Here is a 23,391-nt window from a genome sequence, read left to right as displayed (position 1 = left end):
AGCGCCCCGTTTTTACACCGGCATCGGCACGCCCGTGAGGCGGGCCGGGAGGACGCCATGAAACCTTTCGCAATCGACAGAACCAACGGCATATGCGCCGCGCTGTTGATCTTTATTGGCGCCTTTTTCGCGCTGCAGTCGCTGGGCCTCGAAATCGGCACCGCCTTTCGCATGGGGCCGGGCTATTTCCCCCTGGTTCTGGCGATCGTGCTCATTCTGCTCGGCGCCGTCATCCTAGTCGAGGCAGTGCGCTTCGAGAGTGAGCCGATCGGTTACATTGCGTGGCGCGGCATGCTGTTCATCCTGCCTGCTCCGATCTTCTTCGGCCTGACGGTGCGCGGCCTCGGCTTCATCCCGTCGATCTTCCTGACGGCGCTGATCGCATCTTTCGGTAGCGGCCGTATGAAGCCGCTGACTGCACTCGTGCTGTCAGCCGGCCTGACGCTGTTCGCATTCGTCGTCTTCAGCTACGCACTCGGCCTGCCGTTTCGGCGTTTCGGCCCGTGGTTGCCACTGTCGTTGTGAGGAGATGAAATGGAACTCCTCAACAACCTCGCACTCGGCTTTTCGACAGCCACATCTTTGGCAAACCTCGGTTTCTGCCTGATCGGCGTCCTGCTCGGCACGCTGATTGGCGTTCTGCCCGGCATCGGTGCCACCGCAACCATCGCCATGCTGTTGCCGATCACCTTCCAGATCGGCGACCCGGTTTCCTCTCTCATCATGCTCGCCGGTATCTATTACGGCGCGCAGTATGGCGGCTCGACCACCGCCATTCTCATCAACATGCCCGGCGAATCCTCGTCGGCCGTCACCGCAATCGACGGCTATCAGATGGCCAGGAACGGCCGCGCCGGAGCAGCCCTGGCGACCGCGGCGATAGGCTCGTTCTTTGCCGGCACGGTGTCGACCTTCCTCGTCGCCATCTTTGCCCCACCGCTGACGGCGATAGCGCTGAGATTCGGCGCGGCCGAGTATTTTTCGCTGATGATCGTCGGCCTGGTCTCGTCCGTCGCGCTCGCCCACGGCTCGATCGTCAAGGCGCTGGCTATGGTCGTGCTCGGCCTGCTGCTGGGACTTGTCGGCACCGATATCTACACCGGTACGCCCCGCTTCACACTCGGTATCCGCGAATATGCCGACGGGCTGAATTTCGTCGCAGTGGCGGTCGGTGTCTTCGGCGTCGCCGAGATACTGCGCAACCTCGAAAACGAGCATGAGCGTTCCGTGCTGATCCGAAAGATCTCCGGCCTTATGCCGACCCGCGAAGATTTTCGGCGCATGGCGGCTCCCATCGTGCGCGGAACGATCATCGGTTCGGCGCTCGGCATCCTGCCGGGAGGCGGCGCGATCCTTGCCGCCTTTGCCTCCTACACAGTCGAAAAACGTGTCTCGAAAAATCCCGGGGAATTCGGCAAGGGCGCCATCGAAGGCGTCGCCGGACCGGAATCGGCCAACAATGCCGGCGCCCAAACCTCCTTCATCCCGATGCTGACGCTCGGCATTCCGGCCAACCCGGTAATGGCGCTGATGATCGGCGCGATGATCATCCAGGGCATCGTGCCCGGCCCCAATGTCGCCATCGAACAGCCTGCACTGTTTTGGGGTATCATCACCTCGATGTGGATCGGCAATCTGATGCTGATCATCTTGAACCTGCCGCTGATCGGGCTTTGGGTGAAACTTCTTACCATCCCCTACTATGTGCTCTTCCCGATCATCATGGCGTTCTGCTCGATCGGCGTTTACAGCGTCAACACCAACGTCTACGACCTCTATGCCGTCGCCTTCTTCGGCTTGCTTGGCTACCTCCTGACCAAGCTGCGCTGCGAACCTGCGCCGCTGCTGCTCGGCTTCGTGCTCGGCCCGCTGCTCGAGGAAAACCTACGCCGCGCCATGATCCTCTCGCGCGGCGATCCGAGCACCTTCGTGACGCGGCCGATCAGCGCCAGCCTGCTCCTCATCGCGCTTGCCGTGCTCGTCATCGTGTTTCTCCCCGCGGTCAGGAAGAAGCGCGAGGAGGTGTTCGTCGAGGAGAGTTCCTGAATGTGGACGGCGCCACATACGAGGAACTTCAGAGTCACTTGCCGGGCACTGACTCAGTAGCCGCTTCTACTGGCCCGAGCGGCGCGATCTCGACCAGCGGTGCAGGCACGCTGGTCGTCTTTTCCTTGGCCTTGCAGATATCGGCGATGACGCAGGCCGGGCAATCCGGCTTGCGCGCCTTGCAGACATAGCGGCCGTGCAGGATCAGCCAATGATGCGCGTGCCGCATATATTCATCCGGAATGATCTTCAGGAAACCTTGCTCGACCTGTTCCGGCGTCTTGCCCGGCGCCAGGCCGAGCCTGTTACCGATGCGGAAGATGTGCGTGTCGACCGCCATCGTATGCTGGCCGAATGCCACGTTGAGCACGACGTTGGCGGTCTTGCGGCCGACACCCGGCAGCTCGACCAGTTGATCGCGATCCTCAGGCACCTCGCCGCCATGGTCGCGGATCAGCGCCTCCGACAGCGCGATGACGTTCTTGGCCTTGTTGCGCCATAGCCCGATGGTGCGGATATGGTCGCCGAGCTTGGCCTCGCCTAGCGCCAGCATCTTTTGCGGCGTGTCGGCGATTTTGAACAGCGCCCGCGTCGCCTTGTTGACGCCGGCGTCCGTCGCCTGAGCCGAAAGCACCACCGCCACCAACAGCGTGAAGGCGTTGATATGTTCGAGCTCGCCCCTCGGTTCCGGCCGCTGAACGGAAAAGCGCCGGAAAATCTCATGCACCTCGGCCGCGCTGTAAAGCGCCCGCGATCTCGCCGGCCGCGGACGCGGCTTGACGTTCGAGCCGTCGCGGCGGCCGGGCAACAGGTCTTTTTTTAGCGCAGAAGAGTTTTTGGGCTTGGGGCTTGTCATTGCCTTCCTATAATATTCCCCAATGAGCGACACAAACGCCTCATTTCAGGCCGACGAGCCATTTTTCCAGGCGCTGCTGACACCGCACCGGTCGCTGGGCAAGACCGGCTTTGCCATCCTGATGGGCGCCCTGCTGTTCGGCTGGCTGGTGACCGGAGCTTTTTTTCTGTCGCGCGGCGCCTGGCCGGTGTTCGGCTTCTTCGGCCTCGACGTGATCGCCGTCTACATCGCCTTCCGCGCCAATTATCGTGCCGCCCGGGCTCGCGAGGAGGTATCGGTGTCGCGCACCAGCCTCGACATCCGCAAGACTGCCCCGTCAGGCAAATCGGAAGCACACCGCTTCAATCCGTTCTGGGCGCGCTTTTCGATCGCCCGCCACGCCGAGATCGGCATCACCAGAATGGCGGTCGAGGCGCAAGGAAAAACCGTCTCGATCGGCGGCTTCCTCAACCCTGCCGACCGCGAAAGTTTTGCCACCGCATTTTCGCGCGCTCTGGCAGCCGCCAAGGCGCGCTGAGCCAGCGTTTCAGAACCGATAGCGCAACAGCCTGCCGATCTTGCGCAATGCTGGAATGTATTTCCAAAGGCGAACGAACAGTTTCGCGAACCAGCGCATGCGAGCGGCATGTTCCGGCTTATAGGCAGGGATGTCCTCGACGAACCGCAGCTTCGGAACGGCTCGCTCCAATTCATGCGGGTTCTCGATGCTCCAGTGGACCTCGGCGCCGGTGGCGCGGAAGGAGGAATTGAGGCGAATGATCTTCAGTCCCAGGCGACTATAGGCATCGAAAACCAGTTCGCCGCTCGAAAGATGTCCCACCAAACGAGAAAACAGTTGCTGCCCCTCCTCGGCACCCAGGTAGGGAGTCAGGCCTTCCGCCACGACTATGGCCGGGCGATCCCGAGGTACTTTGTTCAGCCATCCAGGTTCGGTGACCGACGAAGCGATCAGATGGTAGTGATCCCGCACTGGATAGAGCTTGCGCCTGAGATCGATGACTTCGGGATAGTCGACGTCGAACCAGTCCACGCCGGCTGGCGGGTCGATACGGAATATGCGCGTATCGAGCCCACACCCGAGATGCAGTACGATGGCGTCAGGATTTCGGGCGAGAAAGTCCTGAACGCAGACGTCCAGCGTCTTTGCCCTGATTGCTAGACCGATGCCGAGATTGTTGTCGACCTTGAGCCGTGAGAAATCATAATCGATGTTGCGCACCGCCTCGTCGGCAAAGTAGTCCCTGAGCAGCGAATTGGGCAGCCGGCTCTCCAGCGCCTTGCCGTAAAGTGTCAAAAGCAAAGTCTCCTTTGCCCCGGTCAAGTTTACTTTTTCACCAGCCACGACCGTCCTTCCCATTCAAAGCCGACTCTATCTGGGTACATGCTGCGGGAAAGCAAGTTTCGGGTGGTGATCGGCGCCGCGAAGGACGATATTCGCACTCAAGGAGATACTGCCATGAACGCCCAAATGCCTCTCAAAACGACAGCAATCCTTCAGAAAGACATCACGCCTGAAGGTGGAGACTACGAAATCGTCCGTCGTGCCATCGAAAAGATCAGCCTCGACTATCGCGACCAGCCTTCGTTGGAAGTGCTGGCCGAGGAGGTCGGCGAGACGCCGACCGGGCTGCAGAAGCTGTTCACCCGCTGGGCCGGCCTGTCGCCCAAGGCTTTTCTGCAGGCCGTCACCCTCGATCATGCGCGCAAGCTGCTCGATGCCGGCATGCCGCTGCTTGAAACCTCGTTCGAACTCGGCATGTCCGGCCCAGGCCGGCTGCACGATCTGTTCGTCACCCACGAAGCGATGTCGCCGGGCGATTACAAGACCCGCGGCGCAGGGCTCACCATCCGCTACGGCTATCATATCTCACCTTTCGGCATCGCGCTGATCATGGTGACGGACCGCGGCCTTGCCGGCCTCGCCTTCAACGATCCCGGCGGCGAGCGTGCGGCCTTTGCCGACATGTCCAGCCGCTGGCCGAATGCGACCTATGTCGAGGACATGGCGGCGACGGCGCCCTATGCCGCGCGCATCTTCGATCCGTCGCTGTGGAGCGCCGACCAGCCGCTGCGCGTCGTCATGATCGGCACAGACTTCCAGGTCCGTGTCTGGGAGGCCTTGCTGCGTATTCCGATGGGCCAGGCCTGCACCTATTCCTCGATCGCCGCGCGCATCGGCGCACCGAGCGCCAGCCGGGCTGTCGGTGCCGCGGTCGGTGCCAATCCGATGTCCTTCGTCGTGCCGTGCCACCGGGCTCTCGGCAAGTCCGGCGCACTCACCGGCTACCATTGGGGCCTGACCCGCAAACGCGCCATCCTCGGCTGGGAGGCGGGACAGGTCTCTTCTTGAATAGCCAACGAATGGAACGATTGGAGCGATGCAAGGACCGCTAGGGTGACAAGCAGCGATCTTACGGAGTAGCTTCCCGCGCAATTAGAGTGGTATGCGCTAGCGGGAGGCACTTCTTGATCGTCGTCATCGGCTCCATCAATCTCGATCTCATCGCCAGTGTCGACCGCTTGCCCGGTCCCGGCGAGACCGTGCGCGGCTCCGGTTTCGCTACTGCCCCCGGCGGCAAGGGCGCCAACCAGGCGCTGGCCGCCGCCCGCGCCGGCGCCAAGGTGCGCATGGTCGGCGCGGTCGGCAAGGACAGCTTCGCCAGCGACGCTCTCGCGCTGCTGCGCGACGGCAAGATCGACCTGTCCGGCGTCGGCGAGACCTTTGCCTCGACCGGTACCGCGTTGATCATGGTCGGCGCCGACGGCGAGAACGTGATCGCCGTTGTGCCGGGCGCCAATGATTCGGTCGTGCCGGGTGACCTTTCCAAGGCTTTCGTAAAAAACGGCGACGTCGTGCTGCTGCAACTGGAGATCCCGCTGCAGACCGTCGAGGCAGCACTCGACGCGGCAAGGACAGCCGCCGCGATGACCGTGCTCAACACCGCACCTTTCCATGGCGACGCGGCCGGCTTCCTCGGCAAGGCCGACTATCTCGTCGCCAACGAAACCGAGTTCGACCTCTATGGCGAGGCGCTGTCGTTGAATGGCCGCGACCGCCCGGCACGGATGCGCGACTATGCCGCGAGAACCGGCCGCACCATCGTCGTCACGCTTGGCTCGGACGGCGTTCTGGCGGCAACGCCGGACGATCTCCTGATGGTTCCGGCGCTGAAGATCACCCCGCTCGACACGGTCGGTGCCGGCGACACGTTCTGCGGCTATTTTGCAGCCGGGCTGGCAGCCGGCCTGCCGCTCGACCAGGCGCTTGCCCGCGCTGCCGCAGCCGGTTCGCTGGCCTGCCTGAAAGCCGGTGCACAGCCGGCCATCCCGCTGGCCAGGGACGTCGATGCCGCCCTGCAGAAATCTACAGGCTGAAGCCGGATGACAGCCATGCGCCCGACGACCAAGCATGCGGTGCCGCCCGCCGGCGACATCTGCCGCCTGTCTGCCGTGGCGCTTGCCGGGAAGATCAGGCGCCGGCAGCTTTCGGTGCGCGAAGTGGTCGCGGCATTCCTCGACAGGATCGAGGCGGTGAACCCGCTGGTCAACGCTATCGTTTCATTGCGTGAGCGTGCCGACATCCTGCGCGAGGCCGACAGCGCTGACGCCCATCTGGCGCGAGGAGGAGATACCGGATCGCTGTTCGGCCTGCCGATCGCGATTAAGGATCTTGCGCTAACAAACGGCCTGAGAACCACCTTCGGCTCGCCGATCTTCGCCGATTTTGTGCCTGAGGAAGACGACTTCTTCGTCGAGCGCGCCCGCAAGGCCGGCGCGATCATCATCGGCAAGACCAACGTTCCCGAATTCGGGCTCGGCTCCAACACCTACAACACCGTGTTCGGACAGACGCTCAACGCATTTGACCCGGCGCTGACCGCCGGCGGCTCGAGCGGCGGTGCGGCGGTCGCGCTGGCGCTCGACATGGTTCCCATTGCCGATGGCAGCGATTTTGGCGGTTCCCTGCGCAATCCCGCTGCCTACAACAATGTCTATGGCTTCCGTCCATCGCAGGGATTGGTGCCGGCCGGCCCTGACCTTGATGTGTTTCTTGCGCAAATGGGCGTCGAAGGGCCGATGGGGCGTAACGTGCGTGACATGGCGTTGCTGCTCGACGTTCAGGCCGGCTATCATCCTCGCGCGCCGCTGTCGCATGATAAACCAGGCTCGTTCCTCGAAGGGCTGGAAGCACCGGCGGCCGGCGGGCGCATCGCCTGGCTCGGCGATCTTAACGGCCATCTGCCGGTTGAAGCAGGCATTCTACAGCTTTGCGAGGCAGCACTCGGCCGGTTCGCGGATGTATCCTTCGAGGCCGAGCCGCTGATGCCGGAATTCGACTTCGAAGCGCTGTGGCAAGCCTTTGTAACGCTTCGCCAGGCGAGCAGCGGTTGTGCACTCAAGGCGCATTACGACGATCTCCTGAAACGAAGTCTGCTGAAGCCGGAGGCCGTTTGGGAGGTGGAACATGCACTGCGCCTCACCGCGCCGCAGATCCACGCCGCCACGGTGAGGCGCTCGTCCTGGCATCGAATGCTGCTGTCGCTCTTCGAGCGTTTCGACCTGATTGCGCTGCCAGCCGCACAGGTCTTTCCCTTCGATGTCGTCACTCACTGGCCAAGGGAAGTGGCCGGGCGTGCCATGGACAGCTATCACCGCTGGATGCAGGTCTCAGCGCTCGCCGCGATGGGCGGCTGCCCGGCGGTCAACGTACCGGCGGGCTTCGACGCCAGGGGCCGGCCAATGGGCATGCAATTGATCGGGCGGCCGCGCGGTGACCTCTCCGTGCTGAGGGCGGCTGCCGCCTATGAGGCAACGCTGCCATGGCAGGCCGGCGCCTGCTGAAATCAGCTCCGCATTGTCGGCGCCTCGCCGACTTGCACGCAACTCATCGTCATGCATTGATCGCGACAGCGCGCCGCACGCGCGGCATCTGTGGAGGGAAAAAATGTCGCTGGAACTCTACGCCACCTATGTCGTCGCCTGCATCGTCATCATCCTGGTGCCGGGGCCGACGGTGACGCTGATCATTGCCAACAGCATCCGCCACGGCTCGCGCGCCGGGCTCGCCAATGTCGCCGGCACCCAGGCCGGGCTGGCCATCATGATCGCCATTGTCGGCATCGGGCTGACCTCACTGATCGCCGGCATGGGACACTGGTTCGAATGGGTCCGGCTGATCGGCGCCGCTTACCTGATCTGGATGGGCGTGCAGATGTTCCGCTCGAAAGGCAAGCTTAACGCCGACGGATCGGCAAAAAAGCCGCGTGGCGGCTTCTTTTTGCAGGGGCTGCTGGTGGCGATCAGCAATCCAAAGACGCTAGTGTTCTTCGGCGCCTTCTTTCCGCAGTTCATCGCGCCTGAAGGCAATTACGCGTTACAGATCGGCGTCATGGGTCTCACCGCGATGATCTTCGCCGCCGTCTCGGATTCGACCTACGCGCTGGCCGCCGGCCGCGCCGGGCGTCTGCTGTCGGCCGGCCGCGTCAAGCTCTTGTCGAGGATCAGCGGCAGCTTCCTGGTCGGCGGCGGCCTGTGGCTGGCCTGTTCCAAGGCGAAGTAACGGCCGCGAGCCCGGCGACGCCAACAGCAACATCCTGGAATAGGAAGGCCGATTGAAAGTCGGCCTTCAGGCCACCACATGGATCAACAGTTGGGGATTCATGTCTATGCCGTGGACTTACGCGGATTTGAAAAGGAACGCGTTTGGCGTGATCCTGTCCATCGCTTTGTTCGCGGCGATGGTTCCGTCGGCTCTGAACAAATGGACGAATGACGCAAGTCCGATCCGGTCGGTCGACCCGGTCGATGCAACGATCAAAAGTGGACAGGGTAAAGGGCGCAATATCCAATATCTGCTGGTCCTTGAGAACGGTTCGACGGTCCTCGTTTACGACGACCTCCCGCATCTGATCGGCTCGCGCGTTGGCATCGAGCGCGTCACGCGCGACAATGGCTTCGTCTTTTACCGGTTTGCAAGTTGAACCATGGCAAGAGCGCGGCTGGCCTTCACCTTGTTGATACTGCGGGAAAACCTCCGGGGCGTCATTATCACCAGCCTTGTGGTGGGCGTCTGCATTTTGGCAATCGGTGCACTGATTGCAAGGCGGAGCAGCCCCATCGTCGATGTGGAGCGCGTGACAGGCACGGTGGTTAACGTCCTCAATGCTGAAGGGGCGGTCGGTGACGGATTCCGCTATCTCTATGGAATCCGTCTCGAAGAAAGTAACCTCCTGGTGTTCGTGTATGGCGACCCGCGCGCGCCGCGCGCCATCGGCTCGCAAGTTTTGATCGAGCGACAGCGTCGCATGAACGACACCGAAACGTATCGTCTGCTTCGGGAATGAAAGACGGCGCTAAAGCCGCCCCAGCCTTTCCAGCAACAGCGCGAAAAACGCATCATGATCGATGTCGCGCATCACCATGGCGTTCTTCGGCCGCTTGGTCACCCCCCACCAGTCGATCACCGTCATGCCCATGGTGAGCTCCGAGGCGGTTTCCACGCTGACATTGCAGTTGCGACCCTTGAACAGCTTCGGCTTCAGCAGATACGCGATGACGCAAGGATCGTGCAGCGGGCCGCCGTCGGTACCGTATTTCTCCTCGTCGAAACGTTCGAAGAATTCCAGCATGTCCGCGGTGGCCGTGCCGACCCTGGTGCCGAGCTTACGGAAGGCCTTCGTACGCTTGGCGGTGGTCAGCGCCTTGTGGGTGACGTCCAGCGGCATCATCACGATCGGAATGCCGGATTTGAACACGACATCGGCGGCATGCGGATCGACATAGATGTTGAACTCGGCGGTCGGCGTGACGTTGCCGCCCTCGAAGAAGCCGCCGCCCATCAGCACGATTTCCTTGATGCGCGGCGCGATTTTCGGCTCGCGGATCAGCGCCAACGCAATGTTGGTGAGCGGCCCGAGCGCGCAAAGCGTGATCGTGCCGCTCTCCTCCCTCATCAGTGTCTCGACTATGAAATCGACCGCATACTCTTCCTGCAGTTTCATCTTTGGTTCGGGCAGTTGCGGCCCGTTGAGGCCGGTCTTGCCATGCACTTCCTCGGCGGTGACCAGTTCGCGCGCCAGCGGCCGGATGGCGCCTGCATAGACCTTGACGTCCGGCCGGCCGGCCAGCTCGCAGATCTTGCGGGCGTTTTTTTCGGTAAGTTTCAACGGCACGTTGCCGGCCACCGCGGTGATGCCGACGATCTCCAGCTCGGCGCTGCCGAGCGCCAGCAATATGGCGACGGCATCGTCCTGGCCGGGGTCAGTGTCGATGATGATCCTGCGGGATTGGGGCATTTCAATTCCTTGTTTTGGAAAGTCTTTTTGGGCGGGACGTGTGACGGCTTGAAGTCTGCCGGGCGGCGGACCATATCAAGACCATCGGGAAAAATGCCATCCGGGTTTTTCCACTTTATGTCGCTCTTGAGAGGACACTGTAACATGAGCCGAATGACGCCTTTTTCCAGCCCGCTTCTCCTCGGTTTCGATTCCATGGAAAAGACGCTGGAGCGCTTGGCAAAGTCCGGTGACAGCTATCCTCCCTACAACATCGAGCGCCTCAGCGGTGCCGACGGCAAAACCGAAAGGCTGCGTATCACGCTCGCCGTCGCCGGTTTCGCGGAAAGCGATCTCGATGTCACAACGGAGGAGAACCAGTTGGTCGTGCGCGGCCGTCAGAACGACGACACCGAGCGCGAATTTCTCCACCGCGGCATCGCCGCGCGCCAGTTCCAGCGCTGTTTCGTGCTGGCCGACGGCATGCGGGTGATTACGGCGGAATTGAAGAACGGCCTTCTGTCGATCGATCTCGATCGGCCGGAATCCGAACGGCTGGTACGAAAAATAAACATATCGGTGAAAGACTGATTTTTGCCGATAGCTCTCATGCGGGATGGCCTTGAGCGGCGTCTCGCGGCAAGGAGGCTTGAAATGACCAGAACTAACGAGAATATCATCATGACCAGCGGCGAATTCGCCCATCTCGGCGAAGGTTCGGTCGCCTATCTCAGGAAAGTGTCGAGCGACGATCTGCGCGGCCGTTTCCCGGGCCTCGGCGAAATCGCGCCGGGTCTGGAACTGTGGGCCCTGTTTGCCGCTAATGGCCAGCCGATCCTGCTTTCGGACGCTCGCGACCGGGCACTGGCTGGCGCGCTGGAAAACGATCTGACCCCGGTCGCTATCCACTAACGTCGCTATCCACCAACATTGGCGCCATCGACTGACAAATACGGCGCAGCGATCTGGCTGGAAACGGACAGGGCCGCTCACGGCGGCCCTTCAAAGGATTTAATCAAAACCTCAAGCGGCGTGCGAGGCCTGCGTGTCCGACAGCAGCGCATGGATGGCCACGGCGTCGCGCGTGCCCCTGATCTTGGCAACCGTGTCGGCGTCGCGCAGCACCCGCGCGATGCGCGACAGCGCCTTGAGGTGGTCGGCGCCGGCACCTTCGGGAGCCAAAAGCAGAAACACCAGGTCGACCGGCTGATCATCGAGGGCCTCGAAGTCCACCGGTGTCTCCAGCCGGGCAAAAACGCCGGCGATCCGCTTCACCCCAGCCAGCTTGCCGTGCGGAATGGCGATGCCGTTGCCGACGCCGGTGGAGCCGAGCCGCTCGCGTTGCAGGATGGTGTCGAACACCTCTCGCTCCGGAATGCCGGAAATTGCCGCCGCCCTTTCGGACAGCAATTGCAGCAGCTGCTTTTTGGAGTTCGCCTTCAACGCCGGCATGATTGCCGGAACGCTGACGAGATCGCTCAGATCCATGCTTGAAATCCCTTGTTCGCCTGCCGTCGCCAGTCCCCACGCTCGCGTGCGGCTGGTCTTTACCCCTGCGCGACCTTGGCCGTGGACGGGTCGATCCAGCCGATATTCCCGTCCGGCCGGCGATAGACGATGTTGAGATGGTCATTTCCGGCATTGCGGAAGACCAGGACCGGGCTGTCCTTGGTGTCGAGTTCGATCACCGCTGACGCCACCGACATGGTCCGCAGCGTCATAGTCGATTCGGCGACGATGGCCGGCGCGAAATTCTCCGGTATGTCCTCCTCGTCGTCGGCAAGCGGCGCCATCACCGTATAGGCGACGTCGGTGAGCTCGCCGTTGCTATTGCCTGAATTGTGCGACTTCAGCCGGCGCTTGTAGCGCCTGAGGCGCGTTTCCAGACGGTCTGCCGCAGTATCGAAGGCAAGCGTTGGATCCTGGGCATCGCCGGTCGCCTGCAGCGAAGCACCGGAGTCCAGCCGGATCATGCAATCGGCCGTGTAGCGCGACCCCGATTTGACGACTACGATTTGCCCTGAAAAGCCCCGATCGAAATATTTCCCGATCACTTCCCCGACACGGTCGTTGATGCGCGTACGGAACGCATCGCCGATATCCATGTGTTTTCCCGATATGCGCAGTGTCATCTGAAAACTGACCTTCCTTGCTCAGGCTTCAAACTGTCCCGAGTTTATACTCGTGGTCCGCGCGCACAAGCTTTTGCGGCGTCACTTGCGCCGATTTTAGATCCGAACTTTCCGGTTGATCACAAGCCGCCTTCTTGGCCGTCCCGTGGCCTACGTCGTGACGGACCATCTCTCGTGCGGGCATCGGCGAACTCAAATCCACTCGCCAGCCCGTCTCATGCGGGCGGGCTTCTAGCCACTTCGTCGCCGCTTGTCAATGAAGGGCGAAAGCTGTGGAAATTCCGCCGGAGATCAACGGCCGGCGCTGGCCAAAGCGCGTTTTTCGCGCCGCCGCTGCACCGAAGAGGGTATGTTCATGCCTTCCCGGTATTTGGCCACCGTGCGCCTGGCGATGTCGACGCCGCTTTCCCGCAGCATGTCCACGATGGCATCGTCGGAAAGCACATCGATGGCTTTCTCCTCGTCGATCAGCTGCTTTATGCGGTCGCGCACCGCTTCCGACGAATGCGCATCGCCGCCACCTGACGAAGCGATCGAGGCGGTGAAGAAATAGCGCAGCTCGAACACACCGCGCGGCGTCAGCATGTATTTGTTTGCCGTGACCCGGCTGACCGTTGATTCGTGCATGCCGATGGCGTCCGCCACCGTGCGCAGGTTGAGCGGCTTCAGGTGCCGCACGCCGTGGACGAGAAAAGCGTCCTGCTGGCGCACGATCTCAGAGGCCACCTTGAGAATGGTCTTCGCCCGCTGGTCGAGGCTGCGCGTGAGCCAGTTGGCGTTCTGCAGGCATTCGGCAAGGAAATCCTTTTCCGCCTGGTTTTTCGCATGTGGCGTGACCTGGGCGAAATAGATGTGATCGACCAGCACGCGCGGCAGCGTCTCGGCATTGAGCTCGACCGTCCAGCTGCCGTCATTGGCTGCACGCACCTCGACGTCGGCCACGATCGCATCGCTGGCACCGCGCGAAAACGCCATTCCAGGCCGCGGGTCGAGCGCCCGGATCTCGGCCAGCATGTCGAGCAGATCCTCCTCGTCGACGCCGCAAATCCGCTTCAGCGTCTGGAAATCGCGCCGTGCCAGGAGTTCGAGATTGGCGATCAGCACCTTCATCGCCGGATCGAGCCGGTCGCGCACGGCCAGCTGCAGCAACAGGCATTCGGCGAGGTCGCGGGCGAATATGCCGGCTGGCTCAAATGTCTGGCAGACCGCCAGGACCGGTGCCATCGCCGTGGCGTCCGTGCCGAGGCGGGCGGCGATCTCGGCCATGTCGGCACGCATGTAGCCGGCCTCGTCGAGGCCGTCGGCAAGCTCGCCGGCGATCAGGCACGCCGCCGGATCAGCAAAGGCGAGCGCCACCTGCTCGCCGACATGGTCGCGCAGCGTGATGGCCGCCGCCGCCATATCCGCGACGTCGAAGCCGTCGGAGGAAGAGGTGGAACCGTTGCCGGACGCCGATTTCCATTGTGCCGTCAGGTCGGGCCCGAGCCGCTCGCTCGTACCAGGATCGTCAGGAAACAGGTTTTCCAGCGACGTATCGAGCTTTTCCGAGATCGCCTCGGCGCTCCACGCCGTTTCCGCCTCGAACCAGTCGCCGTCGGCAGCCGGTTCCGATGCGGCGTCGCCCTTCTGCGCCTGGTCGCTGGCGGCGTCCTCCTGCGGTTCGGCGCGTTCCAGCAGGGGATTGCGTTCGATCTCGTCGTCGATGAAGCGTTCCAGCTCGAGATGGGTGAACTGCAGCAGGCGGATCGACTGCATCAGCTGCGGCGTCATCACCAGCGACTGCGACTGTCGTAGCTGTAGTTTTGCCGCCAACGCCATGGTTCGGTTTCAAACGCTCCGTCTACGCACCCGCACTGCTGGAAGGAATTTTCCAGGCCAGCATAGAAACTGGCCCGGCTTTTGCTTGTCAAGGCGAGGAGCGGTAAACCTCGCCTGTCGGAGCGTTTTCAGGCAGAAAATTGAAGAAAAAGCTGCTGGACCACGCCGGAAATCCCGCTCGAGCCGGAATTTCGCACTTAGAGCGTAAATCCCTCGCCGAGATAAAGCCGCCGCACATCGGCATTTGCGACCACTTCGTCGGCTCGACCATGGGTCAGCACCTGGCCGGCATGGATGATGTAGGCGCGGTCGATCAGGCCAAGTGTCTCGCGGACATTGTGGTCGGTGATCAGAACGCCGATGCCACGTGCCGTCAAGTGGCGCACGAGCTGCTGGATGTCGGCGACGGCGATCGGATCGATGCCGGCGAAAGGTTCGTCGAGCAACATGTAGGCGGGGCGGGTTGCCAAGGCGCGGGCAATTTCGAGGCGTCGCCGCTCACCGCCGGAGAGCGACAGCGACGGAGCCTTGCGCAGATGGCTGATGTGAAATTCCTCGAGCAATTCGTCGAGCAGGCGCTCACGCTCCTTGCGGCTCTTTTCGACCACTTCGAGCACGGCCCGGATGTTTTGCTCGACATTCAGGCCGCGAAAAATCGAGGCTTCCTGCGGCAGATAGCCGATGCCGAGACGGGCGCGGCGATACATCGGCATCGACGTGACGTCGAAACCGTCGATTTCGATCGTGCCTTCATCGACCGGCACCAGGCCGGTTACCATGTAGAAACAGGTCGTCTTGCCGGCGCCGTTGGGGCCGAGCAGCCCAACCGCCTCGCCGGCGCGCACGCCCAGCGTCACGCCGCTGACGACTTTGCGGCCCTTGTAGCTTTTGGTCAGCCCCTTGGCGATCAAGGTTCCCTTGAACTTTGCCGCTTCGACGGTGACCCTGGCCGGTGCCGCAAGTTGGCTGGCGGCGCGCCCTGGAAGACGCGCCAGCAGCGACGATATGCCGGTCATCAGGGTTTCGCTGCTCCAGACTTCGCCGGCGGCGTGATCGACATCATGACGCGGCCGCCGCAGGCGTCGACCTGGGCAAGGCCGCTCTTCATCTGCACAGTGAGCTTGCAGCCGACAAGCACGTTGTCGCCTTGCGAGAGCACGACCTTGCTGCCCGAAAGCACCAGCACTTCGGTCTTCATGTCGAAAGTGCCGCGGTCGCCGGTGGCAACCTGATTGTCCGATTTGATGTAGACCTTATCGTCGACCTCGAGATGGTCGATGTTGGCGGATCCGGTCATTGCCGCGGCACCCGCCGGCTGGGCGCTTTTGGCGGCGCCTGCATCCCTGACGTAATAGACCGTCATTTTGCCGGCCTTGAGCACAGTTGGACCCTGGACGACGTTGACGTTGCCGGTGAAGACGGCAACGCTTTCCGCTTGGCGCACCTCGAGCTTGTCGCTTTCGATCTGGATCGGCTTGTCGCCCGACAGCCTGAGGCCGGACATTTGGCTGGTGGCCTTGGACTGCGCCAGCGACGGCGCCGTCCCCAAGGTCAGCCCCAAGGTTAGCAACGCCGAAATCGCGGCGAGGCGCCGTGCCGAACTACTGAACCGCATTGGTCTCTCCGCTCTTTGCCTCTGCCGCCTTCAAACTGGCGGGATCGATGTCGACGCGCACCTTGTTCTCGAAAACCAGGACCTTGCCATTGTCCTGGACCGACATCGAATCCGCCCTGATCCGCGACCCGCCGCGGCTGACATCGACGGGCTCGCTTGTCTTCATAGTGCCTTCGCCCATGTCGAGATAGACTGATTTGAATTTTGCCACCACACCATCCGTCGTCGACACGGTCACATCGCTGGTCAGGCTGAGCGTGTTGCCGTCGCGATCGTAGGTGCCGTGCGTGGCGTTGATGGCGGCCGTGTTGTCGGCCGCAATCGGCAGCTTGGCCTTGATGCCTTCCAGATCGATGATGCCCTGTTTGCTGACGTCCTGTATGGCGCGCAGGGCCGTCATCGAATAGGGCAGGTCCTGCTTGGTGAAGCCGTTGAGCTTGGGATTGGCCATCACCAGCTTGCCATCGGCAAAGGCGCCGCCGTCGGCCTGCACCTCGATTGCAGCGGGAGCCATGAGATAGGAATAGACCGGAAACGCGACCGCAATCACGGCAGCGACCAGCGGCACGGCCAGCTTGAGGATACGGACCCGGCGCGAATGACGCTGCGCAACGTCAAACGCGTCGACCCGCGCCCGGCCTGCGGCCTTGGGAGCCAACTCCGTCTCGGTGTTGGTCGGTTCGATTGGTCCCGCTAACATGACTGCTTCTTCTAAACCCCTGCCCGCCAGGCCGCCCTATAGGTGGGGTGCCGGCGCCCTCAAGCAAGCACAAGCCGAGGAAAACCGCAAAAATGTGACAGCCGCCCCTGTACAATGAAAATGGCCCCAGCGCAGCCTGTACCTCATACCAGATATGGGCGCACAGTGTTAGAGCCTGTAGAACGTGACAGGTTGAGGCTTGCCGCGAATGCCTAAGACGGCCTTTGGCGCAAGGCCGTCAGGAAACGGTAGCCGGGCGCGAATGGTTGCTTTAAAAGCATCTGCTCCCACCGACTACGAGGCTGACCATGGCATTGAGAGCCGACGACCTGATCGACCGCCGCCGCTTGCGCCGCAAGCTGACATTCTGGCGTGTTGCGGCGATTATCGTCGCAGCAGCCGGACTGATCGCCTTCTCGGCATGGATCTATGGTGACGACTTCACCGGCGCGGCTGTCGACCACATCGCCAAGGTCAAGATCGAAGGTACCATCACCGAAGACGAAGAACTGATCAAGCGGCTGGAGGCAATCCGTCAGTCGCCGCGCGTCAAGGCTGTGATCCTGTCGATCGATTCACCCGGCGGCACCACCGTCGGTGGCGAGTCGATCTATGAGGCAGTGCGCAAGCTCGCCGCCGACAAGCCGGTGGTGGCCGAGGTCGGCACGCTCGCGGCTTCGGCGGGCTATATGATCGCCACCGCGGCCGACCATATTGTCGCACGCAAATCCTCGATCGTCGGCTCGATCGGCGTGCTGATCCAGTACCCGGACGTCAGCGGCCTCATGGACAAGCTCGGCGTCAAGCTGGAGGAGGTGAAATCCTCGCCCTTGAAGGCCTCGCCTTCTCCCTTCAAGCCGACCAATGACGATGAGCGCGCCATGGTCCGCAAGCTCATCCTCGACAGCTACGACTGGTTCGTCGGCATCGTCGCCGAGCGCCGCAACATGACCAAGCCGGAGGCGCTGGCGCTCGCAGACGGGTCGATCTTCACCGGCCGGCAGGCGGTCACCAACAGATTGATCGACGCGGTCGGCGGCGAGGCCGAAGCAATCGACTGGCTTGCAGGCAAGGGTGTCGATGCCAAGCTCAAGGTGGTGGAATGGAAGGACACGGAAAAACGTGGTGGTTTCCTGTTCTCCAAGGCGATGGCGCAGACCGTCGGTGCTGCGCTTGGCCTGCCCGGCCATGGCGGCGACGTCCTTCACGAAATTGGAGCGGACCGCTTGTTTCTTGACGGTCTCGTTTCCGTCTGGCACCCTTGAGGAACCGCTTGGGACGAGTGAAAAACCAAATAAAATCATTCTGATAATTTCGGCGGCACTGCTTTTACGGGGAGCCTTTTCATGATCAAATCCGAACTTGTGCAGATCATCGCCACGCGTAATCCGCATCTTTTCCTGCGCGACGTCGAAAACATTGTCAGCGCCATCTTCGATGAAATCACCGACGCGCTTGCCGAGGGCAACCGGGTCGAGTTGCGCGGCTTCGGCGCGTTTTCGGTGAAAAACCGCCCTGCCCGTACCGGCCGCAACCCGCGCACCGGCGAATCCGTAGAGGTCGAGGAGAAATGGGTACCGTTCTTCAAGACCGGCAAGGAATTGCGTGAAAGGCTGAACGGAGGCAAATAGGCGCGGCGCCCGCCACCGCTCCCGCCTTTTCTTCCGAACGGAAAAACATGTTCAATCGCTTTCTCCTCATCGTGGTTTTCGTGCCGCTGGCCGTCATCCTGATTGCGTTGGCCGTCGCCAACCGCGAACCGGTCGCCTTCACGCTCGATCCGTTCAACCCCGGCAATCCGGCGCTGACGCTGACCATGCCGCTCTTCATTTTCCTATTCCTGGCGCTGGCCATCGGCATGATCGTCGGCAGCCTGGCGACCTGGACCAAGCAGGGCCGCTACCGCAAGCTGGCGCGCCAGCGCGGCGCCGAGGCAGAGAACCTGCGCCAGGCGGTCAGCCGCGCGCCCACCGCGTCGCAGGGCCCAGCCTTGCCGAAGCCGACGAACTGAGCCGCGGCTCGGGCCTGAAGCACAACCGGCCTAGTTCTCCACGGAGCCTTTCATGCTGACCATTTCCGCCGCCGAGGTCGACCGCGCGCTGACCTTTTCCGGGCTGGTCGAGACGTTGCGCGCCGCTTTTCGCGATGGCGCCGTGCAGCCGGTCAGGCACCATCACACGGTTGAGCGGCCCGATGGCGCCGCCTCGACGCTGCTTTTGATGCCGGCCTGGACGGACTTCAACGCCGCCGGCACCTCGGCCGGTGGCCATATCGGCGTCAAGATCGTCACCGTGTCGCCCGACAACAATGCCGTCGGCAAGCCTGCGGTGATGGGTCTCTACCTGTTGCTCGACGGCGCCACCGGCGAGCCGCAGGCCTTGATCGACGGCCAGCGGCTGACGCAGTGGCGTACCGCCTGTGCCTCGGCGCTGGCCGCCTCCTATCTGGCCCGCAAGGACGCCTCGCGGCTGCTGGTGGTCGGTGCCGGTGCGCTGTCGCCATTCCTTGCAAGGGCGCATTCGGCGGTGCGTCCGATCAAGAACATCCGCATCTGGAACCGCACGCCGGCCAATGCCGAAAAGGTCGTGGCAAAATTGCGTGCCGAGGGTTTTGCGGCCGAAGCCGCAGGCGATCTCGACGCCGAACTCGGCCAGGCCGATATTGTGTCATCGGCGACCATCACCACCACGCCACTGATCAGGGGCGCCCTCTTGAAGCCCGGAACCCATGTCGATCTGGTCGGCGGCTTCACGCCGGCGATGCGCGAAAGCGACGACGACGCGATTGCACGCGCCCGCGTCTATGTCGATACCCGCGCCGGCGCCACCAAGGAAGCCGGTGACATCGTCCAGCCGCTGGCCTCCGGCGTGTTGAAGCCGGAAGCCATCGTCGCCGACCTTTATGAACTCACGCGCGGCCAGAAAAAAGGCCGGCAGAACGACGACGAGATCACGCTGTTCAAGTCGGTCGGCGCAGCCCTCGAGGACCTCGCCGCTGGCATTGCCGTGTATCGCGCAAGCGTAGGGCAGTAGGGCAGTAGGGCAGTAGGGCAGTAGGGCAGTAGGGCAGTAGGGCAGTAGGGCAGTAGGGCAGTAGGGCAGTAGGAAACTGTACTGATCGTGCGGCGCCGCGCCAGCTATATTTCCTGTCACATACTCCCCTACTGCCCTACTCCCCTACTGCCTTACTCCCTTTGCCAATAAACCCGCAGCCGGTGGCTGTCGGGATCAAGCGCGACGAAGGTGCGGCCGAAATCCATGTCGGTCGGCGTCTGCAGAATTTTCAGCCCGCGGCCGGCCCACTCGGCATGGGTGGCGTCGACGGCACCCGGCGTGTCCAGCGCAAAGACGATCTCGGCGCCACCGCCTGCTGCCGCGGCGGCCGGTTCCACGGTGTGACGCGACCAGAGGCCGAGCTTGAAGCCGTTGTCGAGCACGAACAGCACGAAGGTCGGCGAGGTCTCGACCGGCTGCCGCCCAAGCAGCGCGCTATAGAAGGCGCCGCTTTGCTCAGGCTTGTCGACATAGAGGATGACGAAATTCGGCGGTGTCATGAATTGCTCTCCAGATGGTTTCGACTGGAGGAGCATAGCGTATGCCACTGCCAGATTCTGGCAGCAGTCTCAACTGAGCAGCAGCCTTAGCTTGGCGTGTCGAGCGTCGCCCGCCATTCTTTGAGCAGCACCTGACGGCGGCGCGGATAGCGCATCTCGGTGGCATTGAGACCGGATATCCGGTCGGCGCGAAAGTGCCTGAAATCCTGGCGCATCTCGCACCAGGCCGCGACGACGCGCACCTTGTCGAAGAAGCCGAGTGCGAACGGCCAGACGGTGCGCTCGGAGGCAGCGCCGCCGGCGTCGCGATAGACAAAGCTCAGCTTGCGCTCCTCGCGGATGGCCTGCCGCACCACACCGAGATCGATGCCTTCGGTGACCTCGGTGCGCGACCCGACCAGCAGCGTCGAGGCATCGAGCTCTTCGCGCAAATCGTCCGGCAGCACCGCGGCGATCTTGGCCAGCGCGTCGGTGGCGGCGTTCGCAAGCCGCCAGTCCGGCTGCTTGGCCACCCAGCGCGAACCGAGCACGATCGCCTCGATCTCCTCATCGGTGAACATCAAGGGCGGCAGCATGAAACCGGGCCTGAGCACGTAACCCAACCCCGCCTCGCCCTCGATCGGCGCGCCCTGCCCCTGCAGCGTGGCGATATCGCGATAGAGCGTGCGGATCGACACACCCATTTCGCCCGCAAGGCTGCGGCCGCTGACCGGCCGGCGATGCCGGCGCAGGATCTGGATCAGGTCGAGCAGGCGTTCAGCACGGGACATGAATCATGACCTGGTTTCAATCACGATAGAGCCCCAGCACTTTCGGCGGCAAGCGACATGGTGGCGGACGGGAACGTCTGCGCCCTGACGCCGTTGTCCGGCCATTATGGATATACGCGGGTTCCTGTTGTTCTGGTCGGTTTTGACCGCCATCGTCGCTGCGCTCAGCCTCGGACCATCCTTCGCCCATGTGCTGGAATCGGTGCCGCGGCTGACCAGATGGCCGCCTTCGCTCTGGCGTGAAACCACTGTCTTCAACGCTCAGTTCCAATTCTTCGCGATTGTCGGCGCACCGCTGGACGTGGCCGCGATCGCCTGTCCGGGGCTTCTCGCCTGGATGCTGCGCAGCGACCGCCCGGCATTCTGGTGGATTTTGGCCGCCACCGTGCTTTATCTGATGGCCCTCGTGGCGTGGTTTACCCTGGTCAAACCGGCAAACGATGTCCTGGCCACCTGGGTGCCTGGACCGATCCCGGACAATTTCGAAAGTGTCCGGAGCAGCTGGGAAACCGGCCATATGGTCGTCACCGGCTTCAAGGCCGTTGGTTTCATAGCGCTCGCAGTCGGCCTGCTTTCGATCAGGCGCGGCTGATCCGGTTGCACACGTCGGCAGCCCTTTTGTTGCGCCGGTCAATGTGCTGTGGCAGAAGCGGCGAGCCGCCTTCCGGAGATGCGCCTTCTTGAAACCTTTTCGCGACAAACGCCGCGACAGCCGCCCGCCCGCGAAGGGCGGGGCGGAGCAGCCGCGGCGGCGCGACGCCGGCCTGACCGCCGGTTCGGAGCCTAAACTGCAGGACCGGTCCGAGCCGAAAGCCACGCCGCGCCCTCTATCCCGCCGCGATGGCGCGCTGCCTGCCGAACATCTGCCGCTGATCCTCGAGGTCGGCCCCAATCAGGACTACGCGCTGCTCGACAGCGGCGCCGGAGAAAAACTCGAGCAATACGGCCCCTACCGCATCGTTCGGCCGGAGGGCCAGGCGATCTGGCAAAAGGCTTTGCCGGCCAGGGACTGGGAGCGCGCCGACGCCATTTTCACCGGCGATACCGACGAGGAAGGCATCGGCCGCTGGCGTTTCCCCAAGACGCCGCTCGGCGAGACCTGGCCGATGAAGCATGACGGCATCGATTATCTCGGCCGCTTCACCTCGTTTCGCCATGTCGGCGTCTTTCCCGAGCAGGCCTCGCACTGGGACCACATGGCCGGACTGATCGCGGCGGCAAAACGGCCGGTGAAGGTGTTGAACCTGTTCGGTTACACCGGCCTTGCCTCCTTGGTGGCGGCGCGTGCCGGCGCCGAGGTCACCCACGTCGATGCTTCCAAGAAGGCGATCGGCTGGGCGCGCGAAAACCAAGAAATGGCGGGCTTGTCGCAAAAGCCGATCCGCTGGATCGTCGATGATGCCGTGAAATTCGCCGAACGCGAGGAGCGCCGCGGCAGCCGCTACGACATCATCCTGTTCGACCCGCCCGCCTATGGCCGCGGACCGAAGGGCGAGGTCTGGCAGCTGTTCGAGGATTTGCCGGCGCTGACCGATATCTGCCGCGCGATCCTGACGCCGAAGCCGCTCGCTGTTGTGCTGACCGCCTATTCGATCCGCGCCTCTTTTTTCGCCATCCATGCCGTGATGCGCGACACCTTCGCCGGCATGGGCGGCACGGTCGAGTCGGGTGAATTGATCATCCGCGAGAAATCTGCCGGTCGGGCGCTGTCGACCTCGCTGTTCTCACGCTGGGTGGCCTGAATGAGTGCGTACGAACGGCACGCGGGCGCGCCAGGGCAGGTGAAGGAAGTCACCAGCCTCGCCAACCCGCTGGTCAAGGACATCAAGGCGCTCGCGCTGAAGAAATTCCGTGACCAGCAGAATGCCTTCATGGCCGAAGGCCTGAAGCTGGTCATCGACGCGCTCGATCTCGGCTGGTCGATCAGGACATTGGTCTTCGCCAAGGCCGGACGTGGCAATACGGCGGTTGAAAAGATCGCGGCGCGCACGGTCGCCGCCGGCGGCACCGTCCTTGAAGTTTCGGAAAAAGTGCTGGTCGCCATCACCCGCCGCGACAATCCGCAAATGGTCGTCGGCGTGTTCTCGCAGAAATTCCTGCCGTTGAAGGACATCCGCGCCCGTGACGGCGACGTCTGGGTGGCGCTCGACCGCGTCCGCGACCCCGGCAATCTCGGCACCGTCATCCGCACGGTCGACGCTGTCGGGGCCAGGGGCGTCATCTTGGTCGGCGAGACCACCGATCCCTTTTCGGTCGAAACGGTGCGCGCCACCATGGGCTCGATTTTCGCCGTGCCGGTCGCCAAGGCGTCGCCCGAAGCTTTTCTCGCCTGGCGAACGAGCTTTCCCGGCCTCGTCGCCGGCACCCATCTGATGGGTGCGGTCGACTACCGCTCGGTCGATTTTTCAAAAGGCCCCGTGCTTTTGATGATGGGTAACGAGCAGCAAGGCCTGCCTGACGAGCTTGCCGCAAGCTGCGACAAACTGCTGCGGATACCGCAGGCCGGCCGCGCCGATTCGCTCAACCTTGCGGTGGCCACCGGCGTCATGCTGTTCGAGATCCGGCGCGGCGCGCTGAAGCTCGGCCCGGAGGATGCCCGATCGTGACGTCCCAAACCGTGAAACTGC

At 62.8% G+C, this 23,391-nt stretch carries 29 protein-coding genes; 18 read left to right on the top strand and 11 right to left on the bottom strand.

Features of this window, described 5'->3' with window-relative positions:
- Positions 1–57: 57 nt before the first annotated feature.
- Both NKI67_RS00535 and NKI67_RS00530 read left to right on the top strand, forming a co-directional pair.
- The gene (locus tag NKI67_RS00535; protein ID WP_352568215.1) at positions 58–525 is read left to right on the top strand and encodes a tripartite tricarboxylate transporter TctB family protein; all 468 of its coding nucleotides are present in this window, start codon (positions 58–60) and stop codon (positions 523–525) included.
- Between the two features lie 9 nt (positions 526–534).
- Entirely contained in the window at positions 535–2,046 is a 1,512-nt protein-coding gene (locus NKI67_RS00530) for a tripartite tricarboxylate transporter permease (RefSeq protein WP_352588322.1), read from the top strand.
- A 34-nt stretch (positions 2,047–2,080) separates the two neighbouring features.
- On the opposite strand, the gene nth is transcribed toward NKI67_RS00530, so the two are convergent.
- Positions 2,081–2,902: an endonuclease III gene (nth, locus tag NKI67_RS00525; protein WP_023675282.1), complete on the bottom strand. Its 822-nt coding sequence runs from the start codon at positions 2,900–2,902 to the stop codon at positions 2,081–2,083.
- A gap of 22 nt (positions 2,903–2,924) precedes the next feature.
- On the opposite strand from nth, the gene NKI67_RS00520 reads away from it, so the two are divergent.
- A complete protein-coding gene (locus NKI67_RS00520) occupies positions 2,925–3,419 on the top strand; it encodes a DUF2244 domain-containing protein (RefSeq protein ID WP_023675281.1) in 495 nt (164 codons plus the stop codon).
- Positions 3,420–3,428: 9 nt separating this feature from the next.
- On the opposite strand, the gene NKI67_RS00515 is transcribed toward NKI67_RS00520, so the two are convergent.
- On the bottom strand, positions 3,429–4,196 hold the full coding sequence (locus NKI67_RS00515; RefSeq protein ID WP_352576236.1) for a class I SAM-dependent methyltransferase: 768 nt from the start codon (positions 4,194–4,196) through the stop codon (positions 3,429–3,431).
- 162 nt (positions 4,197–4,358) lie between these two features.
- Here NKI67_RS00515 and NKI67_RS00510 point away from each other — a divergent pair, with 162 nt between their 5' ends.
- The 6 genes from NKI67_RS00510 to NKI67_RS00485 all read left to right on the top strand — a co-directional run bounded on the left by NKI67_RS00510 (position 4,359) and on the right by NKI67_RS00485 (position 9,246).
- The gene (locus NKI67_RS00510) at positions 4,359–5,252 is read left to right on the top strand and encodes a methylated-DNA--[protein]-cysteine S-methyltransferase (RefSeq protein WP_352644102.1); all 894 of its coding nucleotides are present in this window, start codon (positions 4,359–4,361) and stop codon (positions 5,250–5,252) included.
- Between the two features lie 116 nt (positions 5,253–5,368).
- Positions 5,369–6,277 (top strand): ribokinase, encoded by a 909-nt coding sequence (locus NKI67_RS00505; protein WP_352588331.1) that lies wholly within the window; start codon positions 5,369–5,371, stop codon positions 6,275–6,277.
- 6 nt (positions 6,278–6,283) lie between these two features.
- Complete coding sequence (locus NKI67_RS00500; protein ID WP_352644101.1) at positions 6,284–7,744, top strand: amidase; 1,461 nt, start codon at positions 6,284–6,286, stop codon at positions 7,742–7,744.
- Between the two features lie 103 nt (positions 7,745–7,847).
- Complete coding sequence (locus NKI67_RS00495) at positions 7,848–8,462, top strand: LysE family translocator (RefSeq protein WP_352644100.1); 615 nt, start codon at positions 7,848–7,850, stop codon at positions 8,460–8,462.
- A gap of 52 nt (positions 8,463–8,514) precedes the next feature.
- Positions 8,515–8,883, top strand: coding sequence for a hypothetical protein (locus tag NKI67_RS00490; RefSeq protein WP_352644099.1), 369 nt, complete (start codon positions 8,515–8,517; stop codon positions 8,881–8,883).
- 3 nt (positions 8,884–8,886) lie between these two features.
- Positions 8,887–9,246, top strand: coding sequence for a hypothetical protein (locus tag NKI67_RS00485; RefSeq protein ID WP_352577452.1), 360 nt, complete (start codon positions 8,887–8,889; stop codon positions 9,244–9,246).
- Between the two features lie 9 nt (positions 9,247–9,255).
- Here NKI67_RS00485 and NKI67_RS00480 read toward each other — a convergent pair whose 3' ends face one another.
- On the bottom strand, positions 9,256–10,197 hold the full coding sequence (locus NKI67_RS00480) for a nucleoside hydrolase (RefSeq protein WP_352453985.1): 942 nt from the start codon (positions 10,195–10,197) through the stop codon (positions 9,256–9,258).
- A gap of 144 nt (positions 10,198–10,341) precedes the next feature.
- Between NKI67_RS00480 and NKI67_RS00475 the strand changes: the two genes are divergently transcribed.
- Positions 10,342–10,767 (top strand): Hsp20 family protein, encoded by a 426-nt coding sequence (locus NKI67_RS00475; protein ID WP_352469433.1) that lies wholly within the window; start codon positions 10,342–10,344, stop codon positions 10,765–10,767.
- 63 nt (positions 10,768–10,830) lie between these two features.
- Positions 10,831–11,088, top strand: coding sequence for a BQ00720 family protein (locus NKI67_RS00470; RefSeq protein ID WP_023675269.1), 258 nt, complete (start codon positions 10,831–10,833; stop codon positions 11,086–11,088).
- Positions 11,089–11,199: 111 nt separating this feature from the next.
- Here the strand turns inward: NKI67_RS00470 and ptsN are convergent, their stop codons facing one another.
- From ptsN to lptC, 6 genes are all read right to left on the bottom strand, one after another.
- On the bottom strand, positions 11,200–11,664 hold the full coding sequence (gene ptsN, locus NKI67_RS00465; protein WP_023675268.1) for a PTS IIA-like nitrogen regulatory protein PtsN: 465 nt from the start codon (positions 11,662–11,664) through the stop codon (positions 11,200–11,202).
- Between the two features lie 59 nt (positions 11,665–11,723).
- Positions 11,724–12,308, bottom strand: coding sequence for a ribosome hibernation-promoting factor, HPF/YfiA family (hpf, locus tag NKI67_RS00460; protein WP_023675267.1), 585 nt, complete (start codon positions 12,306–12,308; stop codon positions 11,724–11,726).
- A gap of 291 nt (positions 12,309–12,599) precedes the next feature.
- On the bottom strand, positions 12,600–14,126 hold the full coding sequence (gene rpoN / locus NKI67_RS00455) for an RNA polymerase factor sigma-54 (protein ID WP_352568225.1): 1,527 nt from the start codon (positions 14,124–14,126) through the stop codon (positions 12,600–12,602).
- Between the two features lie 197 nt (positions 14,127–14,323).
- Entirely contained in the window at positions 14,324–15,142 is an 819-nt protein-coding gene (gene lptB, locus NKI67_RS00450) for an LPS export ABC transporter ATP-binding protein (protein ID WP_023675265.1), read from the bottom strand.
- Positions 15,142–15,741: an LptA/OstA family protein gene (locus NKI67_RS00445; RefSeq protein WP_023675264.1), complete on the bottom strand. Its 600-nt coding sequence runs from the start codon at positions 15,739–15,741 to the stop codon at positions 15,142–15,144. Before NKI67_RS00445 ends, lptB begins: the two co-directional genes overlap by 1 nt.
- Positions 15,728–16,441, bottom strand: coding sequence for an LPS export ABC transporter periplasmic protein LptC (gene lptC / locus NKI67_RS00440; RefSeq protein WP_352568226.1), 714 nt, complete (start codon positions 16,439–16,441; stop codon positions 15,728–15,730). Before lptC ends, NKI67_RS00445 begins: the two co-directional genes overlap by 14 nt.
- 308 nt (positions 16,442–16,749) lie before the next feature.
- On the opposite strand from lptC, the gene sppA reads away from it, so the two are divergent.
- The 4 genes from sppA to lhpI all read left to right on the top strand — a co-directional run bounded on the left by sppA (position 16,750) and on the right by lhpI (position 19,473).
- Positions 16,750–17,706, top strand: a complete 957-nt coding sequence (sppA, locus tag NKI67_RS00435) for a signal peptide peptidase SppA (protein WP_352568227.1) — start codon at positions 16,750–16,752, stop codon at positions 17,704–17,706.
- Positions 17,707–17,787: 81 nt separating this feature from the next.
- A complete protein-coding gene (locus tag NKI67_RS00430; protein WP_023675261.1) occupies positions 17,788–18,072 on the top strand; it encodes an integration host factor subunit beta in 285 nt (94 codons plus the stop codon).
- 47 nt (positions 18,073–18,119) lie between these two features.
- Positions 18,120–18,452, top strand: coding sequence for a LapA family protein (locus NKI67_RS00425; protein WP_023675260.1), 333 nt, complete (start codon positions 18,120–18,122; stop codon positions 18,450–18,452).
- 52 nt (positions 18,453–18,504) lie between these two features.
- The gene (gene lhpI / locus NKI67_RS00420) at positions 18,505–19,473 is read left to right on the top strand and encodes a bifunctional Delta(1)-pyrroline-2-carboxylate/Delta(1)-piperideine-2-carboxylate reductase (RefSeq protein WP_352644098.1); all 969 of its coding nucleotides are present in this window, start codon (positions 18,505–18,507) and stop codon (positions 19,471–19,473) included.
- 152 nt (positions 19,474–19,625) lie between these two features.
- Here lhpI and NKI67_RS00415 read toward each other — a convergent pair whose 3' ends face one another.
- Together NKI67_RS00415 and NKI67_RS00410 are read right to left on the bottom strand one after the other, a co-directional pair.
- Entirely contained in the window at positions 19,626–19,994 is a 369-nt protein-coding gene (locus NKI67_RS00415; protein WP_352506606.1) for a VOC family protein, read from the bottom strand.
- Positions 19,995–20,080: 86 nt separating this feature from the next.
- Positions 20,081–20,764, bottom strand: a complete 684-nt coding sequence (locus NKI67_RS00410) for a helix-turn-helix transcriptional regulator (protein ID WP_352468341.1) — start codon at positions 20,762–20,764, stop codon at positions 20,081–20,083.
- A 106-nt stretch (positions 20,765–20,870) separates the two neighbouring features.
- Here NKI67_RS00410 and NKI67_RS00405 point away from each other — a divergent pair, with 106 nt between their 5' ends.
- The 3 genes from NKI67_RS00405 to NKI67_RS00395 all read left to right on the top strand — a co-directional run bounded on the left by NKI67_RS00405 (position 20,871) and on the right by NKI67_RS00395 (position 23,370).
- The gene (locus NKI67_RS00405) at positions 20,871–21,356 is read left to right on the top strand and encodes a DUF1772 domain-containing protein (protein WP_023675257.1); all 486 of its coding nucleotides are present in this window, start codon (positions 20,871–20,873) and stop codon (positions 21,354–21,356) included.
- An 88-nt stretch (positions 21,357–21,444) separates the two neighbouring features.
- Positions 21,445–22,506 (top strand): RsmD family RNA methyltransferase, encoded by a 1,062-nt coding sequence (locus tag NKI67_RS00400; RefSeq protein ID WP_023675256.1) that lies wholly within the window; start codon positions 21,445–21,447, stop codon positions 22,504–22,506.
- Positions 22,507–23,370, top strand: coding sequence for a TrmH family RNA methyltransferase (locus NKI67_RS00395; protein WP_352644097.1), 864 nt, complete (start codon positions 22,507–22,509; stop codon positions 23,368–23,370).
- The last annotated feature ends 21 nt before the right edge of the window (positions 23,371–23,391 follow it).

The sequence above is a fragment of the Mesorhizobium sp. M0408 genome (genome assembly GCF_040321495.1).
GTDB lineage: Bacteria > Pseudomonadota > Alphaproteobacteria > Rhizobiales > Rhizobiaceae > Mesorhizobium.
This window is presented reverse-complemented; position numbering and strand designations above follow the sequence as displayed.

Excerpts from the sequence above, each read along its gene's own strand:
- NKI67_RS00535 (WP_352568215.1), top strand. The coding sequence starts at position 58 with ATGAAACCTTTCGCAATCGACAGAACCAACGGCATATGCGCCGCGCTG.
- NKI67_RS00530 (WP_352588322.1), top strand. The coding sequence starts at position 535 with ATGGAACTCCTCAACAACCTCGCACTCGGCTTTTCGACAGCCACATCT.
- nth (WP_023675282.1), bottom strand. The coding sequence starts at position 2,902 with ATGACAAGCCCCAAGCCCAAAAACTCTTCTGCGCTAAAAAAAGACCTG.
- NKI67_RS00520 (WP_023675281.1), top strand. The coding sequence starts at position 2,925 with ATGAGCGACACAAACGCCTCATTTCAGGCCGACGAGCCATTTTTCCAG.
- NKI67_RS00510 (WP_352644102.1), top strand. The coding sequence starts at position 4,359 with ATGAACGCCCAAATGCCTCTCAAAACGACAGCAATCCTTCAGAAAGAC.
- NKI67_RS00500 (WP_352644101.1), top strand. The coding sequence starts at position 6,284 with ATGACAGCCATGCGCCCGACGACCAAGCATGCGGTGCCGCCCGCCGGC.
- NKI67_RS00495 (WP_352644100.1), top strand. The coding sequence starts at position 7,848 with ATGTCGCTGGAACTCTACGCCACCTATGTCGTCGCCTGCATCGTCATC.
- NKI67_RS00485 (WP_352577452.1), top strand. The coding sequence starts at position 8,887 with ATGGCAAGAGCGCGGCTGGCCTTCACCTTGTTGATACTGCGGGAAAAC.
- NKI67_RS00480 (WP_352453985.1), bottom strand. The coding sequence starts at position 10,197 with ATGCCCCAATCCCGCAGGATCATCATCGACACTGACCCCGGCCAGGAC.
- NKI67_RS00475 (WP_352469433.1), top strand. The coding sequence starts at position 10,342 with ATGAGCCGAATGACGCCTTTTTCCAGCCCGCTTCTCCTCGGTTTCGAT.
- NKI67_RS00470 (WP_023675269.1), top strand. The coding sequence starts at position 10,831 with ATGACCAGAACTAACGAGAATATCATCATGACCAGCGGCGAATTCGCC.
- ptsN (WP_023675268.1), bottom strand. The coding sequence starts at position 11,664 with ATGGATCTGAGCGATCTCGTCAGCGTTCCGGCAATCATGCCGGCGTTG.
- hpf (WP_023675267.1), bottom strand. The coding sequence starts at position 12,308 with ATGACACTGCGCATATCGGGAAAACACATGGATATCGGCGATGCGTTC.
- rpoN (WP_352568225.1), bottom strand. The coding sequence starts at position 14,126 with ATGGCGTTGGCGGCAAAACTACAGCTACGACAGTCGCAGTCGCTGGTG.
- lptB (WP_023675265.1), bottom strand. The coding sequence starts at position 15,142 with ATGACCGGCATATCGTCGCTGCTGGCGCGTCTTCCAGGGCGCGCCGCC.
- NKI67_RS00445 (WP_023675264.1), bottom strand. The coding sequence starts at position 15,741 with ATGCGGTTCAGTAGTTCGGCACGGCGCCTCGCCGCGATTTCGGCGTTG.
- lptC (WP_352568226.1), bottom strand. The coding sequence starts at position 16,441 with ATGTTAGCGGGACCAATCGAACCGACCAACACCGAGACGGAGTTGGCT.
- sppA (WP_352568227.1), top strand. The coding sequence starts at position 16,750 with ATGGCATTGAGAGCCGACGACCTGATCGACCGCCGCCGCTTGCGCCGC.
- NKI67_RS00430 (WP_023675261.1), top strand. The coding sequence starts at position 17,788 with ATGATCAAATCCGAACTTGTGCAGATCATCGCCACGCGTAATCCGCAT.
- NKI67_RS00425 (WP_023675260.1), top strand. The coding sequence starts at position 18,120 with ATGTTCAATCGCTTTCTCCTCATCGTGGTTTTCGTGCCGCTGGCCGTC.
- lhpI (WP_352644098.1), top strand. The coding sequence starts at position 18,505 with ATGCTGACCATTTCCGCCGCCGAGGTCGACCGCGCGCTGACCTTTTCC.
- NKI67_RS00415 (WP_352506606.1), bottom strand. The coding sequence starts at position 19,994 with ATGACACCGCCGAATTTCGTCATCCTCTATGTCGACAAGCCTGAGCAA.
- NKI67_RS00410 (WP_352468341.1), bottom strand. The coding sequence starts at position 20,764 with ATGTCCCGTGCTGAACGCCTGCTCGACCTGATCCAGATCCTGCGCCGG.
- NKI67_RS00405 (WP_023675257.1), top strand. The coding sequence starts at position 20,871 with ATGGATATACGCGGGTTCCTGTTGTTCTGGTCGGTTTTGACCGCCATC.
- NKI67_RS00395 (WP_352644097.1), top strand. The coding sequence starts at position 22,507 with ATGAGTGCGTACGAACGGCACGCGGGCGCGCCAGGGCAGGTGAAGGAA.